The sequence below is a fragment of the Flavobacterium sp. DG2-3 genome, from assembly GCF_030730925.1.
Lineage (GTDB): Bacteria > Bacteroidota > Bacteroidia > Flavobacteriales > Flavobacteriaceae > Flavobacterium.
On the sequence record NZ_JAVAMB010000007.1, the window covers coordinates 249610 to 266665 of the forward strand.

At 34.0% G+C, this 17056-nt stretch carries 12 protein-coding genes and 1 pseudogene; 10 read left to right on the forward strand and 3 right to left on the reverse strand.

The window, feature by feature from the left end:
- The 8 genes from Q9Q97_RS12350 (at position 1) to Q9Q97_RS12385 (ending at position 11754) form a co-directional block, all read left to right on the forward strand.
- The gene (locus Q9Q97_RS12350) at positions 1 to 1323 is read left to right on the forward strand and encodes a lysine N(6)-hydroxylase/L-ornithine N(5)-oxygenase family protein (RefSeq protein ID WP_306157412.1); all 1323 of its coding nucleotides are present in this window, start codon (positions 1 to 3) and stop codon (positions 1321 to 1323) included.
- Between the two features lie 10 nt (positions 1324 to 1333).
- Entirely contained in the window at positions 1334 to 3184 is a 1851-nt protein-coding gene (locus Q9Q97_RS12355; protein WP_306157414.1) for an IucA/IucC family siderophore biosynthesis protein, read from the forward strand.
- Complete coding sequence (locus tag Q9Q97_RS12360) at positions 3181 to 4587, forward strand: MATE family efflux transporter (protein WP_306157416.1); 1407 nt, start codon at positions 3181 to 3183, stop codon at positions 4585 to 4587. The genes Q9Q97_RS12355 and Q9Q97_RS12360 overlap by 4 nt, the downstream gene beginning before the upstream one ends.
- Positions 4588 to 5035: 448 nt before the next feature.
- A complete protein-coding gene (locus tag Q9Q97_RS12365) occupies positions 5036 to 5278 on the forward strand; it encodes an acyl carrier protein (protein WP_306157419.1) in 243 nt (80 codons plus the stop codon).
- A 17-nt stretch (positions 5279 to 5295) separates the two neighbouring features.
- Positions 5296 to 6711, forward strand: a complete 1416-nt coding sequence (locus tag Q9Q97_RS12370) for an AMP-binding protein (RefSeq protein WP_306157421.1) — start codon at positions 5296 to 5298, stop codon at positions 6709 to 6711.
- A 226-nt stretch (positions 6712 to 6937) separates the two neighbouring features.
- Positions 6938 to 8029 carry a heparan-alpha-glucosaminide N-acetyltransferase domain-containing protein gene (locus Q9Q97_RS12375; protein WP_306157423.1) on the forward strand — a complete coding sequence of 364 codons (1092 nt, stop codon included), beginning with the start codon at positions 6938 to 6940 and terminating at the stop codon, positions 8027 to 8029.
- 109 nt (positions 8030 to 8138) lie between these two features.
- Entirely contained in the window at positions 8139 to 10505 is a 2367-nt protein-coding gene (locus Q9Q97_RS12380) for a TonB-dependent receptor (RefSeq protein ID WP_306157425.1), read from the forward strand.
- A 25-nt stretch (positions 10506 to 10530) separates the two neighbouring features.
- Entirely contained in the window at positions 10531 to 11754 is a 1224-nt protein-coding gene (locus Q9Q97_RS12385) for a hypothetical protein (protein ID WP_306157427.1), read from the forward strand.
- Between the two features lie 166 nt (positions 11755 to 11920).
- Here the strand turns inward: Q9Q97_RS12385 and Q9Q97_RS12390 are convergent, their stop codons facing one another.
- Entirely contained in the window at positions 11921 to 13141 is a 1221-nt protein-coding gene (locus tag Q9Q97_RS12390) for a hypothetical protein (RefSeq protein WP_306157429.1), read from the reverse strand.
- A gap of 55 nt (positions 13142 to 13196) precedes the next feature.
- Here Q9Q97_RS12390 and Q9Q97_RS12395 point away from each other — a divergent pair, with 55 nt between their 5' ends.
- Both Q9Q97_RS12395 and Q9Q97_RS12400 read left to right on the forward strand, forming a co-directional pair.
- Positions 13197 to 13610: a hypothetical protein gene (locus Q9Q97_RS12395; protein WP_306157431.1), complete on the forward strand. Its 414-nt coding sequence runs from the start codon at positions 13197 to 13199 to the stop codon at positions 13608 to 13610.
- A gap of 317 nt (positions 13611 to 13927) precedes the next feature.
- Positions 13928 to 14848: pseudogene (locus tag Q9Q97_RS12400) on the forward strand (hypothetical protein); the annotation flags it as partial.
- Between the two features lie 340 nt (positions 14849 to 15188).
- Here Q9Q97_RS12400 and Q9Q97_RS12405 read toward each other — a convergent pair.
- On the reverse strand, positions 15189 to 16235 hold the full coding sequence (locus Q9Q97_RS12405; protein ID WP_306157433.1) for a tyrosine-type recombinase/integrase: 1047 nt from the start codon (positions 16233 to 16235) through the stop codon (positions 15189 to 15191).
- Positions 16236 to 16428: 193 nt separating this feature from the next.
- On the reverse strand, positions 16429 to 17055 hold the full coding sequence (locus Q9Q97_RS12410; protein ID WP_306157435.1) for a hypothetical protein: 627 nt from the start codon (positions 17053 to 17055) through the stop codon (positions 16429 to 16431).
- Position 17056: the final 1 nt, after the last annotated feature.

A 17056-nucleotide genomic window follows, 5' to 3' on the forward strand; every position in this document is an offset into this window, starting at 1 on the left:
ATGGAAGATCGTAAAATATATTCATTAATCGGAATCGGAATCGGACCTTTCAATTTAGGTTTAGCCGCTTTGCTAGAACCTGTTGAAGACGTTTCAGCACTTTTCTTTGACCAAAAAGAACAATTTAACTGGCATCCGGGTTTGCTTTTTGACCATGTTACACTGCAGACGCCATTTTTATGCGACTGCGTTTCAATGGCTGATCCAACAAGTAAGTTTAGTTTTTTAAATTTTCTTAAAAAGACAGATCGTTTGTATAAATTCTTTATCCGAGAAAACTTCTTTGTCCTTCGTAAAGAATATAATATGTACTGTCAATGGGTAATTAAACAATTGAATAATTGCCGTTTTTCATCTAGCGTAAAAGAAATTTATTATAAAGATGGACTTTACGAATTGCATGTTTTTCATAAAGATGAAAATCAGACTAAAATTTACTATTGTGAAAAATTAGTGTTAGGAACTGGTACTGTGCCTATTCTTCCTGATTTTGTTGATTTACAAGAAATGGAAAAAGTCTGCCACACGTCTAGCTATCTTTTTAATAAAGAAGAAATTTTGGAACAAGATACTGTTACTGTAATTGGTTCGGGCCAGAGTGCTGCCGAAGTATTTTTTGATCTGCTTCAAAACAGACCTAAAAACTTAAAACTGAATTGGTATTCCCGTCCCGACCGCTTTTTTGCAATGGAATATTCTAAGCTTGTTTTAGAACATACCTCGCCAGATTACATCGATTATTTTCATCAAATGCCGGCTTCGACTCGTAAGGTTATGCTCGATCGTCAGAAATCACAATTTAAAGGGGTCAACTTTGATTTACTCAATGAAATTTACGATCACATGTATGCGCTTAGCGTAGACAACGTGGACATTGGCGTAAAAATCAGGCCTAATATTCAATTGGATGGTATAACCGTAGGGCTTCATGGCAATTATGAATTGCATCTGGAGCAGATCGAACAGCAGAAAAAATTTACTGATTCTACCGACTATGTAATCTTAGGAACTGGATATCATTATCAAGAACCTCAATTTCTGAAAGATATCCAACACCGAATTAGCAGAACTTCAACGGGCAGTTATGATGTAAAAAGAAATTATACTATCGATAATAACGGCAGCGAAATTTTTGTGCAAAACGCAGAAATTCATACCCACAGTTACATTTCATCAGATTTAGGAATGGGTGCTTATCGCAATTCTTATATCATTAACGAAGTCGCTAAACGTGAGGTCTATAAATTAGAAAAGAGAATTGCTTTTCAGGATTTTGACCTCTCGCATATTGCCACAGAAAAAGCAGCCGAAATTAGTATTTAATCCCTCAAAAATGAATCTAGAAACAATACCACACTTCGAAGTTTTTACCGCTCCCGTTTGGGAAAAGGTAAATCTTAATCTGCTGGCCAAGAGTTTAGCCGAATTAATGCATGAAGATGTTGCCAAACCTACTATTACGGGCAGTGAAAAAGATGGTCTTAAACATTTTAAACTGACCACCGATCGTCCAGAGGTTTACTATACTTTTTCAGCCTATCCAAGACTTTTGGAATATTGGCATGTTGAAAAAGAAAGTATCCAGAGATGGGAAAATAATATAGCCGCTTCCGCGAAAGATGTTCTTTCGTTTTTTATGGAATTGCAGCAAACCTTTGGCATCGACTCTTTTACATTGGCAAAATACACCGAAGAACTTCTCAATACCTTATATGCAGATGCGCATTTGTACACAAGAGAAAAACTGAGCGCGGCTGAGTTGACAAAAGCTGATTATCAAACTATCGAACATCAAATGGAAGGTCATCCGTGGGTTATTGCCAATAAAGGACGTGTTGGTTTCAATAATAGCGAATATCACAATTATGCTCCCGAAGCCAATAAAAACACCGATTTATACTGGCTGGCCGCGCATAAAAAAAGAGCATTATTTAATTCTTTAGAAACTATCCATTTTGATGATTTTTATGCAGCAGAATTAGGCGCGGAAGTTTATAAAGGATTTCAGGAAAAACTTCGCAGTCTGAAACTTGAGGTTGAAGATTACGTTTTTATTCCCGTACATCCGTGGCAGTTAAACAATAAAATTTTATTGCAGTTTCATCAGGATTTGGCCAATCAATTTTTAGTGATTTTGGGCAAAAGCGACGATGTATATTCGCCTCAGCAAAGTATTCGAACTTTCTTTAATTTAAGTTATCCAACCAAACATTATGTAAAAACGGCGCTCTCTATTTTGAGCACCGGAAACATCCGCGGACTTTCTCCAAAACAAATGGATATTGCTCCAAGAGTTACCAAATGGGTAAAAGATATGCTCGAAAAAGATCCTTATTTTGAGGAAAAAGAAGTAGTTCTTTTAGGCGAAGTGGCTACAGTTTCGTATCGTCATCCGCAGTACAATGCCATAGCTGACAGTCCGTATCATTATCGTGAAATGTTAGGCGCCTTATGGAGAGAAAGTGCCGAAAAATACCGCAAGCCCGAAGAAAATTTAATGACGATGGCTTCTTTATTATATATAGATGGCAACGATCGTCCTTTTCTACAGGAGTTAATAAATGTTTCAGGATTGACCATTCAAAACTGGCTGGAACAATATTTAGAAGCGTATCTAAAACCTTTGCTACATATTTATTATCAGCATTCTTTGTGTGTGACACCGCATGGCGAGAATATTATTTTAGTTATGAAAAATGGAATTCCGCAGCGCATTATCATCAAAGATTTTGTTGATGATATTGTTTTGACAGAAGAAGCCAAAGCAAAATTACCAGACGAGCTTAAAGACGGTCTGATTCAATCTTCTAATAAAGAAAATACACCTTTGTTTATTTTAATAGGTGTTTTTGATGCCTTTTTTAGATACTTGTCTGACATTCTGCATACTTATATGGATTATGACGAACATTTGTTTTGGAAAACCGTAATCGGATCAATTGAAGAATATCAGCAGGATAATCCGCATCTTATAGAACGTTTTGAAAAGTACAATCTTTTTGAACCTGAATTTAAGCGCTTTTATATCAATAGTTTAAAACTGTTGAATAATGGTTATGCGGAACAAACTGGTTTTGCCGTGCCGAAAAAAGGAAGCAAACTGCCTAATCCGCTTTATGTAATCAGGCAGTACGAAATGAACGAGTTTACAGAGATCAGTGAAACAATACAACACCAATCATGAAGGCAGCTGTATTGAGACTTCAATCTTATACCGATTTGTTTGTTACGGCGGTGTTAGGCAGAGAAAAAAAATTCACTTCTGGCAGTATTAATCGGGCAATTGTTTTGCTGGCCGTTCCTATGGTTTTAGAGCTGGTAATGGAATCTGTTTTTGTTTGTGCCAGCTTGTTTTTTGTGAGCAAACTGGGTGCTGCAGCAGTTTCTATTGTAGGCTCAACAGAATCGGTTATCAGTTTTTCATATTCGGTTTCTATTGGTCTAAGCATTGCAGCTTCGACTTTGATTGCGCGGCGCGTTGGCGAACAGAATTTTAAGGAGGCTAGCGTTACAGCGGGACAGGTCATCAACATCAGTGTAATCTGCGGGATTCTAATCAGCATTATGTGTTTTATATGGAGCGATGAAATATTGGGACTAATGGGGCTTTCTCCAGCGAGTATAATACAAGGAAGCTTGTACGCAAAAGTAATGTTTGCCAGCTGCGGTTTTATCATTATCCGCATTGCCTTAAACGGAATTCTGCGCGGCGCGGGTTATGCTTCTATGGCGATGCGAACGCTATGGCTTTCGAATATATTAAATATTCTTTTGTGCCCGCTCCTTATTTTTGGATGGGGGCCAATACCCGCCTACGGATTATTGGGAGTTGGTATCGCTACAGCCGTAGCCCGTTTTGTCGGAGTTGGTTATCAGGCGTTTCATTTGATTAAAGGTTCAACTATTCTTCAAATTGGAAAACAGCAACTGGCGCTTCACCGTGAAACTTTCCAAAAAGTGGTGCGACTTGCTTTTGGCGGTATGCTGCAATATTTGATTCCTGCGTCGAGCTGGCTGTTTATGATTAAAATTGTTTCTCATTTTGGAGGCAATGCTTTGGCAGGTTATATCATAGCACAGCGAGTTGCTTCAATCGTAACTACTCCGGCCTGGGGAATCGGAAATGCAGCAGGAATTTTAACCGGACAAAATCTTGGCGCACAACAGCCCGAAAGAGCCGAAAAATCGGTTTGGAGAGCTGGAATGATTAATATGTGTTTTTTAATTTCAGTAGCCATCCTATGGATTTTTATGGCAGATCCGGTTGTCAGAATCTTTTCAGACGTGCCCGAAGTTATTGATCACAGCACGACTTACATTCATATTATTTCTCTCGCTTATGTATTACTAGGTTATACAATGGTTATTTCCAGAGCGCTTAATGCGGCGGGAAAAGTTATGATTGTGACACTGCTTTACATTCTCATGTTTTACGTGATCCAGATACCGCTTTCGTTTGTGTTCGGAGTCGCGTTGAATTTCGGTCCAAAAGGGATTTTTGCTGCGATATTGCTTTCAGAGCTTGTATTGGCTTTTGGGTGTATTGCGATATTCAGAACAGGAAAATGGAAACTGGCTAAAGTTTAAGAATAAATAGTATAATTTTTTAAACACATAGTCCCGATAGCTCTCGGGAATAGGTTTTTGAGTTTGAAAGATGAGTAAACCACAAAGTTTGTCATCTCGACGAAGGAGAGATCACACTAGTATTTCCACTCAGATATTCGCCAATCTTTGTCGAGTTTCTTACAGAGATTTGCTTCGCCTGTTCGCTATCGCTCGGGTCTCGTGCCTCGAAATGACAAAAAAGCCGAAAACATTCTTATGAAACTGAATGTCCTAGCCCCGATAGAAGTGGAAATCCTTTTTGATTTTTTCTTTAAAAATAAAAAAGATTGCAACGGATAGCGGGATTAGCTCCTAAAAAAAAAGATTGTACAATTAGTCAGCTTTCAAAAAAATGTTTCTAATGTATTTAAAATCAAATCAAACAATTTAAAATTAACAACATAAACAAATTAAAAATAACATCATTATGAGTACAACACAAGAATTACATCAAGTATTTGCAACTGCATTTGAAATACCAGTAGAATCAATCACGCCCGATTTAGAATATCAGGGTATTGTAGAATGGGATTCTATGAGCCATTTGCTTTTGGTTGAAGAACTGGAGCGATTTTATGACATAGCCATTCCGATGGAAGATATTCTGGAAATGGGAAACATCGATAAAATAAAAGCAATACTGAAGAAAAACGGTGTAGAAATCCAATAATTTCAAAAGAAAAAAGTATGGAACTTTATGATTTAATTCAAAAGAATAAAAAAATAAATTTTATAGATGCAAAGACCAAAGTTGTCAAAACGTTTAAGCAAATACACGAATCGCTAGATATTGAAGATCTGCGTGCGGTTGTATTTATTTATAATGACAATCAGCTGCCGGCGATTGAAACGTTTTTGAATTTTTATCAAAAAAAGTATACCGTAGCCTTGCTTAATGCGGGTTTGCACCCTGAGTTTAAACAAAACCTGGAAGATGAATATAGGCCCGCTTATATCTTCGATCCGTCAAGAACGGAAGTTGGAGGTTATGATTTAAAGCAAGTGTCTAAAGATATTGCTGTTTTTAAAAGAAAAGAAATTCGCCTCTACCCTATTCATGGCGATGTGAAACTTTTAATGAGTACGTCTGGGACTACGGGTTCGCCAAAATTTGTTAAGATTTCAGATCATAACTTGGTTCAGAATGCTTTATCTATTATGGAGTACATGCCAATAACGGAACACGATGTTGTTCCGTTAAATGTGCCCATTAATTTTGTGTACGGCTTTTCGATTTTTACAACCAACTGCATCAAAGCCAAAACCATTGTGTGTACCGACAGAGATGTGCTCCAAAAAGAATTCTGGTCAGATCTTACGGAATATGGTTATTCTACACTGAGCGGTGTTCCTTATTTTTATGAGTTGCTGCAGCGCTTTGGCTTCTTTAAAAAAGACACTCCAACATTACGTTATTTGACTCATACGGGTGGAATGCTCAATCAAGAACTGGCAAATGTGATTTCAAATTATACTGATAATTACAACAAACTGTTTTTTGCACAATACGGACAAACCGAAGCCAGCGGCAGAATGGCTGTTTTACCGCCAAACGATTTTAAGGATAAAGGAACTTCTATAGGATTTACGGTAAAAAACGGAAGGTTTGAAATTGATGAAAACACTGGAGAATTGATTTATTACGGGCCAAATGTTTCTGGCGGTTATGCCAACAACATCTTTGATTTACAGCATTATGACGAAACAGATAAACTGTATACTGGCGATTTAGCCGAAAAAGATGAATTGGGCTATTACCATATTAAGGGACGCATTAAACGCATTATGAAATTGTTTGGAATGCGCTTAAACCTGGACGAAGTTGAAGTTTTATTGAAAAATGAGTTGGGCGGGCAAACCTTTATTTGTATAAGTGTTCAGGATAAATATCTCGGCGTAATACATCAGGACGAAACTTTATCTCGCGAAACCATAACTCAAGTAACAAAGGAAAAATTGGGATTGCATGCCAGTTCGATAAAAAACTATTATTTCGACCAAGTGCCTCTGACTGTTAACGGTAAAGTCGATTATCCTGCTCTTAACAGATCTATCAACGAAAACGAAGACTCATTTGCGACTGCAAAAACGGTTGTCGGATAATACAATTATTTAAAGTGCAGTGTGCAAAAATCAAACATGGATAAAGCGGATTTGCTTCGCTAAAACGCAGATAAAAACTGATTTTAAATATTGAAATTAAAAAATCCGTAAAATCCGCGTTTTCGCGATAGCGAATCCGTAAAATCCGCGTCAAAATATAAACGCAACGTATTAAATATATAATAACTAATAGGTTTGGTAAACCTTAATGATTAAAAATAAAACTATGGAACAGCAAAGTAAAAGAATTCCAGCACTGGATCTGATAAAAGGAATGAGTGTTATCGGAATGATAATTATACATACACTACTAACATTTGCAGATGTTAAATCGCAATCAGAAAGTGCTATTGGTGTTTTTATTGTCTTTCTAGGCAGAGGAACATCTATATTTCTAATCTGTATGGGAATAACGTTTATGACCTCGCGCCATCAAAGTCTGAAAAGTTCTATAACGCGCGGCGTACTGCTTTTGGGCGCGGCACTTTTAATGAATTTTTTAAAGTTCATTTTTCCTGTACTTTTTGGTTTTGCACCCGATAATTTCATTCAGAGATACGGCTGGCACGGACCAATAGAACAGCAATATGTGTATCTGATGTTATTGGGTGATATTTTGCAATTGGCAGGAATGTCTTTGCTGTTCGTTGGTTTTATTAGAAAATATGTCACCAACAAATATGGAATCTTAGCTATAGGAATGTTGATTGCATTAGTTTCCAGAGAAGTCAGCGGTATCAATATTGATATTCCAGTGGTTAATTATGTGTTAGATCTTCTTTTCAATAATGATTTTCCAGCATATGTTTATTTTCCAGTTTTTCCTTGGATGTCTTTTATTATCATCGGAATGTTTTTTGGAAAATGGTATCAGGAACTGGATTATAACAGACCGCAGTTGTTTAAAAATATGCTTTATACAGGCTTTGTGTTTGTTGCTCTGGGCGCTCCGTTAGTTTTTATTTATGGTGATTACAATTACAATGGATTTTACCACATGGGTCCGGGCGGGGTTATTTATTTCGCGGGATGGACCTTAATTTTCCTTTGGATTCTTTTTAAAATATCCGTAAACATCAAAGAAAATAAATTTACAAGGCTTTTAAAATATTGCAGCAAGAACCTGACCACGATGTACATGACGCAATGGATATTAATTTCTTGGGGAAAAGGGATTTTCGGTTTCAGATCGAACGGAATAACCACAGTACTGGCGCTAATTGTTATGTATATCGTTCTGACTTTTTCCGTTCAGATACTTATAGATTTCCTGAGAAAAAAGAAGCAGAAAGCCAAAGTTATAGAAGCTCTGAATTAAATTTTTAATATATTTTATTTAACCTTTGGATATTATTAATAGATAATTTCATACTTTTGAAGCTTTATTTATTCTAAATAAGAATAGTTTTTAATTCTAAGTATATTTCATGAAGCTCAAAATAGCATTGCTCTTTTTATTGTCGACGACATTTTTAATGGCTCAAAACACGATCTCTGGTAAAGTGAATGATGAATTTGGAAACCCGTTAGCGGGAGTTAACATTCACCTTTTAGGCACCGAAATAAATGTTAAAACAAATGCAAGCGGATTCTATAAAATTGAAAATGCAGCTATGGGGCGTTATACAATTGAAGCTAGTTTGGAGGGATATATTTCGAAAAAAGAAACCGTGCTTTTAGAAAGTTCAAATGCTATTATCAATATAGCGTTAGAAAAAGCTGAAAAACCATCAAAAGATGCAGAGAAATTAAATGATGTCTTTGTAAAAGGTGTATCTGAAAAACAGAAAAAAGAGGAAACAGCACAAGCCGTTTCTGTAATAGAAATGAAAGAAGCGAAGTTTAAAACTACCGATTTAGGAGAAGTTCTTGCCCAAACACAGGGTATTAATATTCGACGTACAGGTGGTTTAGGTTCCAGAACCAATTTTTCGATGAATGGACTGACAGGAAATCAAATCCGTTTTTTCTTAGACGGAATTCCGTTGGATTATCATGGCTATACTTTTGGGATTTCGACAGTTCCTGTTAATTTAATTGATCGTGCTGAGGTCTACAAAGGTGTCGTTCCTATCGAATTTGGAGCAGATGCACTTGGCGGTGCTGTCAATTTAATTACTCCGAAAATTAAATCAGGTTTCAGCGGCTCTTTTGCAGCGCAGGCGGGATCTTTTGGAACTTACAGAACCTCTTTAGTACTTAGCAATTATGATAAAAATACTGGCTTTTTTATAAAAGGAAGCGGATTTTATGATACCTCACAAAACAACTATAAAGTAGATGTTGATGTTGCCGATAATGCCGGAAAGCTTAAAAAAGTGACCGTACCTCGTTTTCATGATGCCTACGAAGGTTATGGAATACAGCTGATAACTGGTGTAAAAGACAGAATTTGGGCAAAAGAACTGAGCATAGAAGGATTTTATACCGATTACAGCAAAGAAATTCAGCACAACCAGTTAATGGTTGGAGTTCCCTATGGAGAAGTTATGACCTATAGAAAAGCGGCTGGAACTGTACTTACTTATCGCAATGACTTTGGCGAAAATTTTAATTTAGACATTATCTCAGGATACAATTACAGAGAACGCCAATTTACAGATGTATCTGATTATGTCTACAATTGGTATGGCGAACGCATTGAAGGTTCTGCTGGAAATGTCAGCGGCGAAATTTCTGAATCTACTGGTCCAAGCGATACTTACACTTGGAATAATGATGTTTTTTCTCGACTGAAAGCTTCATGGAAAATCAGCGACAAATATGCCGTGAGTTTTACTTCTGCCCCTACCTATTCCAAACAAACTGGAGACGACAGGCTTATTACGGGTTATGATCCAGCAAGTGCTGTACGAGATTTATTTACTTGGGTAAATGGAGCTGATTTTAAAATAGATGCCTTTAATGAAAAATTAGAAAATATACTTTTTGTTAAAAATTATTTGCAAAAAGTCAATTCGGAAGAAAAAATACCTTCTAATAATACCGTGATAAAAGAAGACAGAAGCGTAAATTATTTTGGTTTTGGAAATGGATTCCGCTATAAATTTAACGAACAGTTTTCTACAAGACTAACGTATGAATATGCTACTCGTCTGCCTCAGACAGACGAATTGTTTGGAGACGGTCAATTTATTCAAGGCAATTTAAATTTAAAACCAGAACGCAGCCATAACTTCAATTTTGAGCTTTTTTTCAAGTCTAAAACAAATGCTGAAAGAAGCAGCTGGCAGGCTCAAACGAATGTATTTTTAAGAAAAATAGACAACCAGATTTTATTTGTTCCTGCTTTGGATCGTAATAATATCTATCAAAATGTATTTGCGGCGACTTCTAAAGGAATTGAAGTTTCTGGAAGCTGGACTTCTAAAAATGACAGACTTTCATTTCACGCCAACAGCACCTATCAAGATTTTTACAATGATTCAGACGAAGGAATATTTGCTGCTTACAAAGGTGACAGAGTACCCAACCAGCCTTATTTTTTTGCTAACGGAGGCGCTAATTATTCTTTTCATAACCTAATTGGCAAGGAAGATAAATTGGCTCTTTTTCTGGATGCAAGATATGTATATGAATTCTTTAGAAGCTGGGAAAGCGCTTCTGTAAACCCATTCGTTATCCCGAGCCAGTATAACATTGATTTAGGCGCGACTTACCATAATAGCCTACGCGGATTTAAATATGCCTTAACAGCAGAAATACAAAACATAACCAACGAAAAAAATTATGACTTTTTTGGCGTTCAAAAGCCCGGAAGAGCATTTAATATCAAATTAGTAACTCAATTTTAATTATAATTATTTAACCAACAAGTTTATGAAAACAAATAGATTTTTTATAAAAAATGCTGCATTAGCCATAATGTGTTCAGTACTCTCATTAACATCATGTAGTTCAGATGATAATAAAACAGATGATGGAGGCCAAGGTCAAAATCCAGCAGTTATTGCATCAGTTCGTGTGAAAAGCCCTAGTGGAGAAACTATTTTTTATTTGGGAGCTTACGATAAATTTCCTTCAACTCTTGATTATAAAACAATGACAGAGATAGGGCCTGGCGCTACGATATATTCTTATGGAGAACATCCATATGTTTGGAATGGTACAGCTTCAACTTTAACGAAATATAATGTAAGCAACAACATGAAAATTTCGGCTGCAGATGCTTTAAGCCTTACTGGAACTGGTGTTAGCGGTACTTTTGGACCTCCTGCTTTTGTGTCTGAAACAGAAGCTTATTTTTTTGCGTTAAACGATGGGAAAGTTATTAAGTTCAATCCAACTACTATGACTATTGCAGAAACCATTTCTGTCACTGCCCTTCCGCTAAGTAATGATGCTGCTGTTAAAACATCAACTTATATGAGTTACGTTACTTCTGCAAAAAAAATCATTTTACCAGTGGCAGCAACTCCTACTGATTTTAATAAGTTTCCACAATATGCTCAAATTGCAGTTTTTGACATAGCATCAAAAGCTGTTAGTTATGTTAATGATACCCGCATGTCAATGGGGTATGATACTTTTGCAAAAGGAAATGATGGTAGTTTATACTACAGACCATCTCGTGCTACAGCCCTTTCATTAGATTATAGTACTGTAACTGGTAACCCAACGCCAGGTGGATTGTTAAAAGTAAATCCTAATGGAACGTTTGATTCTACCTTTTTTGTAGATTTAAAGGCTGTTTTAAATGCACATTCAGTAAATGTAGTTTCATATGTTCATGATAACAAAGCACTTACTCAATACTTTGATAATACTTTTACGCCACCTGCAAAACCAGCTGATTGGTATAAAGTTCCAACAAAATATGCGCTTGTAGATTTAAAAACAAAAGAAATAGTGCCATTTACATCATTTGAACAATACGGAACAGTATATACAGTAGGAGCAATTGACGGTGTTGAGTATTATGGAAATATTCCTACAGATAATAATAATTTTAAATATAGACTTTTAAAACAAAAAGGAGCTGCAGAATTTGAAGCAATTTCAGAAGCTAGTGGCAGTTTAATATTTGTTGGGAAATTGAGATAACAAAATGACAAGCATTATTTTTTTGGAGTTAATCTTCTTTTAGCAAATGCTATCTTAGGCTTAGATATACTTTAAAATGGGCTAAAATAAATATAATTATTTTAGCCCGTTTTTAACTAAGTTGAATCAATTAATATTAAAAACCAAAATTCTCATCAATTCCAATTTATCGAATTATTATTTTACCTGATTTGACTTTTTTATTTCCTGAAAGAATTTTATAGTAATAAAGTCCTTTTTGATATCCTGAAGGAATATTCCAGTTTACAACTTGATTAGGCTCAACAACTCCTCTAAATACTGATTTTTCATTTTGTAATTTATCTGAGTAAACGACAATATTTATTTCTTTATTGGTTGAGAAATTAGTTGCAAAATTAACTTCTTCTGATGTTGGATTTGGATAGACAGTCATAATTTCATCTAGTTCACTTTGTAAATTTGTTTCAGTAAGTGACGTTCTATTGCTATTTAAAAGCGGAATCTCTACCCAATTACTATCTGAAAATTTATTTCCAGATGCTACTCGCCTATAAATATACATTGGCCATTTAATATTTTCTCCTTCCCAATATTCATTGTGCAACCAAGAAGGAATTTCTAAATTTTGTCCACTTCCTTCTATAACAAACCCATCAGGTGCTGGCACTTCATCTATATATACTATCCATGAATACTGATATGTGCCAGTCCCACCTGTTGGCAAACTACCAGAAATATTATTGCCATTTAGAGTAATTACATTATTTTCTATAGTTGGCAAAGAAATTACCGTGACAGTTACCTCGTTACTTGTACTGGTAACTGCGTATGCAGCTGATGTAACAATTCTTCTGTATGACGTTGTTGAAGTAAGAACACCAGGTGAATAATTTTTGTTAGTAGCACCTGAAATATTCATCCATGAACCATTTGCAACCTTTTGTTGCCATGTGTAAATAAAAGTTCCATCGCCTCCAGAAGGAGTAGATCCACTTATAGCACTAGTAGATTGCCCTTCATTAATTGTTTGATTACCTGAGATGACATTGTTGCTAATTGGATCCGGAATCTTTGTAACATTTATAATATCGCTTTTATAATTTAATAAAGTATTTCCAGGAGGACTGTACTGTACATAAACATTACCTCCAAAATCATCAAAATCAGATCTATATAAAGTAATTTTAAAAGTTTTCGATTGAGTTCTACCATTCATCATTTGGAAACTTCCATCAAATCCATTTGTGGGAATCGAAGGTCCCTGTGTATGACTGTTTCGTTTATAATAAACCGCTATCTTTCCCAAGGCAGTTGGGTCTTCATTATAAGATGTAGTAACTGTTGCCGTTATGGATACATTAACAGATTGAACATTTGTACCGAAATTTATTGTTCTGGCATCCATATTCAGAACTTTCAACTCAGTAACTGTAACGCTTACAGACTGTCCAAATGAAAGAATGCTTAATAACAATAAAATACTAAGAGTAATTTTTTTCATATTTAATTTAGCTTATGGGTTAATATTCTTACAAAGATATTCATTATTTTTATTAATCCTAAATAAAAATAATAAAATTACATTACATTTTGTAATATTTTTCAGCCAACCTGCAAAACCTGCTGACTGGTACAATGCTCCAACAAAATTTGCACTTGTAGATTTAAAAACTTTAAAAGTTGAACCTTTTACTTCTTTTGAAAAATATGGAACAGTATATACTGTAGGTACAATTGATGGTGTAGAATATTATGGTAACATCACAGCTCCAGATGGTAAATTCAGTCTATTAAAGCAAAAAGGCGCTGCTGATTTTGAAGCAGTTTCTGAAGCTCTAGGCGGTAGTTTAATCTTTGTTGGGAAATTGAGATAGAACTAGTATTTAAACTTTCATTAGTTTGTTTATAAAATAGGAAGAAATGGTTTTTGTAAAACCGTTTCTTCTTTTTTTTATAGCATCATTTTGTTAATGTTTATATCTCGTTTTAATCATTTATACTTATCTATAATTGCAATAAAAAAAGTAAAAATTTCCAACTCATTTTTACAAATAAAAATGCAAATATTTTAATCATTTTATTAACTTTGAAATGCGAAAAAAACGCCTAAAATTGCATTTTTTCAACAATTAAAAAAGCAACAAGTTTTTATATTTAAAAGGATTCAAAACCATTAGATTACTATCCTTTTGGAATGCTGGTGCCTAACAGACATAAGTCTGATGACAGCTACCGTTATGGGTTCCAGGGACAGGAAAAAGATGATGAAATTCGTGGCGGTGAAGGGAATTCTATTAACTACACTTTTAGAATGCATGATCCTAGGATTGGGCGTTTCTTTGAGGTGGATCCGTTGTTCAGATCATATCCATATTATTCACCTTATCAATTTAGTGGTAATCGTCTTATTGATATGATAGAATTAGAAGGTCTTGAACCATCTAGAAATAAACCTATTGGCGAATGTAAAGGCTGTAAAGTTGAACGTTTAGAAGACGGTGACTATTTAAGTGACGTACAAGATCAAAAATATACAGCTGTTTTTAAAAATATTGAACAAAAAACTTTTGATCAGTTTAAGTTTCAAATGAAGCAAGATCCGGGTCAAATTACAAATAATGAAATGGCCATTTATAGATTAGTCGATATGGACAGAAGTTATGGTGTCACCGTAAATGATCAATTCGATATAGATATTGATGGTCCAGACAATGGTTATGTTGTTATTTCAAAAATAGAAGAAACGAGAAATTCATTAAGCGTGACTGTAAAAACTCTAGAAGGACATCCTGATGCGGGACAAAACACCTTTAGTGTTTCTTATGATCCTAAATCTAAATTACTGACTTGGTCTACACATAACACCTCTAGATCAAATGATGATTTAGGGCAAGGATTTGGAGCTGGTGTAGTTGGTGCTAGAAGTTTGCAGCAAGAACAGTGGAGAAATGTTATTAAAGCTGTATATTTTGTATTGGGAAGGCCAGAAGTTAAGTCAGCAAATGCAATAGTAAAAGAGTACGATTATAATGATTATACAAATACTATTGGAAAGGAAGAAAAAGATGAAAGTTTTGAAGAAGATTTAATGTATTTATTTCCAAAAAAGTAAAAAATGAATAAGAAAATAAAATTGTCGCTAAAAGGAATGATTATTTCTGTTCTAGTTATTTTTTTATGCTTTATAATAACCAAAATCATTCATTATTATAAAATTTATAGTGATGTTGGGATTTTTGTCTATTCAATTTGTTTTTACTTGGTATTGTTCGCCTTATTTTTATTTATAGGCATGTTTTGCATATCAGTATTTTTTTTTATAAAGAACAAAATCAATAAGGTTCAAAAAAACTAATGACAAAGTCGATATTATACTTCTAAGTTTTTCAGTTTAGTAGCTAAAAAATAATGGTGCACAAAAAACTACAACTCTTAGAGTTGTAGTTTTTAATTTAGTAATTTTCTAATTTACTATGCACCTTCTCAATTTCCTTATCCATATAAGCCTGAGCATAATGTACGTAACGATTAAAAGAAGTACTAGCATTACTATGTCCGCTTATTTTACGAACTAAATGCTCCGGCATCCCTAAAATAAGTAAAGTAGTAATTGCAGTTCGTCGCATCATATGAGAGCTCATTTTATCACAAAAACGATTTTTTACTGTGTCGGTCTTCTTGGTTAAGCGTTGCGTTTTTCCCTGCTTCTCTCTTGAAACTTCTATAACAGCAGTGAAACCTGCGAGTTCTCCTATATGTTTTAGACTTTTGTTGAAGTTAAATAAGCTGGTATTCCCAAAAAGAGTTGTTTTATTATTTGAAGTAGTATAGCGCTGGAAAATGGTTATAGCATAAGTAGAAAGCTTAATAAAACTAAATGTTTTTGTTTTTTTAGATTTAAGTTTTAGATACCATTCACCATCTATTTTCTCGAAGTTTTTATTAGTTAATAAAAAGATATCGGAGTAACGTAAACCTGTGGAACATCCAAAAACAAAGATATCTTTGATGCGCCTATAACTTGGTATTAAGGTTTGTTCAAATTCTTTATCATGAATTAAAAACTTTAATTGATCTGGAGAAAGTACAAAAATTTCAATTTCTTCTTTACGGACATAAAACAAACGCTGAAAATCACCTGTATTTATATCTTTGTCATTTTTTAGATAATTAAAAAATACACGGATCACTTTGATATTGGCTCCAACATAATTATCATGACAGCCTTTCTGATATAAAAAATCAGTAAATTTTTGATAGAATTTTTTCCAATAATTTTTTTCCGAAGCTAATTCTCTTTTATCAAGTTTAGATGCATCACAAATACGCAATTCGAATTTTGTATTACTAGAAAACTGAATAATATTATTTAATACATATTTGTAGTTTTGTATGGAATCGAGTTTTATTCTTTCTCCGTTTTTTTTGAGTCGCTTTCCTTTCTCAGTTTCTTTTATGAATTGCTTGAATAATGGAATAATTTGACTCGGTTTTTTCATGGTTCTAGTTTATGTCAAAAATACAATTTTAGGTAAAAGTTAGGTAAGAAGTATACTTTCAATTATAAAAAATTATAAAAGAAAACCTCACATGGAGGTGAGGCATTCTCTAATTTTTCTTTTTTATCAAGATTCTTGAGCCAACGACACATTATTTTAGCAGTATGATTAACATAAAAGTCACTATTTATTGCTAATAATATTTGTCAAATATCAAAACTAAAAAATCTTTATTTTTAAATATCAAGAAACTATCATCCTTGGAAAAAAGTAAATCTCTATCATATTCTTCATCAAGCAAAGTATTACAATTTTCATCAATCAATTTGATAGAATATTTTTTTGCTTCATTATCTTCAGAGACTAATGAATGTGTTAAAAAGAATGATTTTAAAAGAAGTACATTATTAAATCTATTTTCATTACAATCAAAAACTGTTCTTACTGAAGGTATCTTTTTAAAGACTATCTTATTTAAATTTCTTGAGTCTATTCTTTTATTAACTACAATATTAATAAGTTTAAAACTGTTCTCGATGGTATCTTTTTGATAAGTTTCTTTTAAAAAATAATTATATCTATTTTTTGTGCTTGAAATCTTTTTCACAGTCACTGAATCATTCATATTTAATATACCTAATTTTAATTCATCAGAGGAATACACTTTGGAAAAAAAAACCAAGTTTCCCTTTTTATCTTTATAGCAATTATCAGCTGAGTAATTTAATTTTTGAATAAAAATATTATGTAATATTAAATTTTGAGAATATATTTTTGTAGTAGCATACATACAAAACAAAATAAATAATGCTTTTTTCATA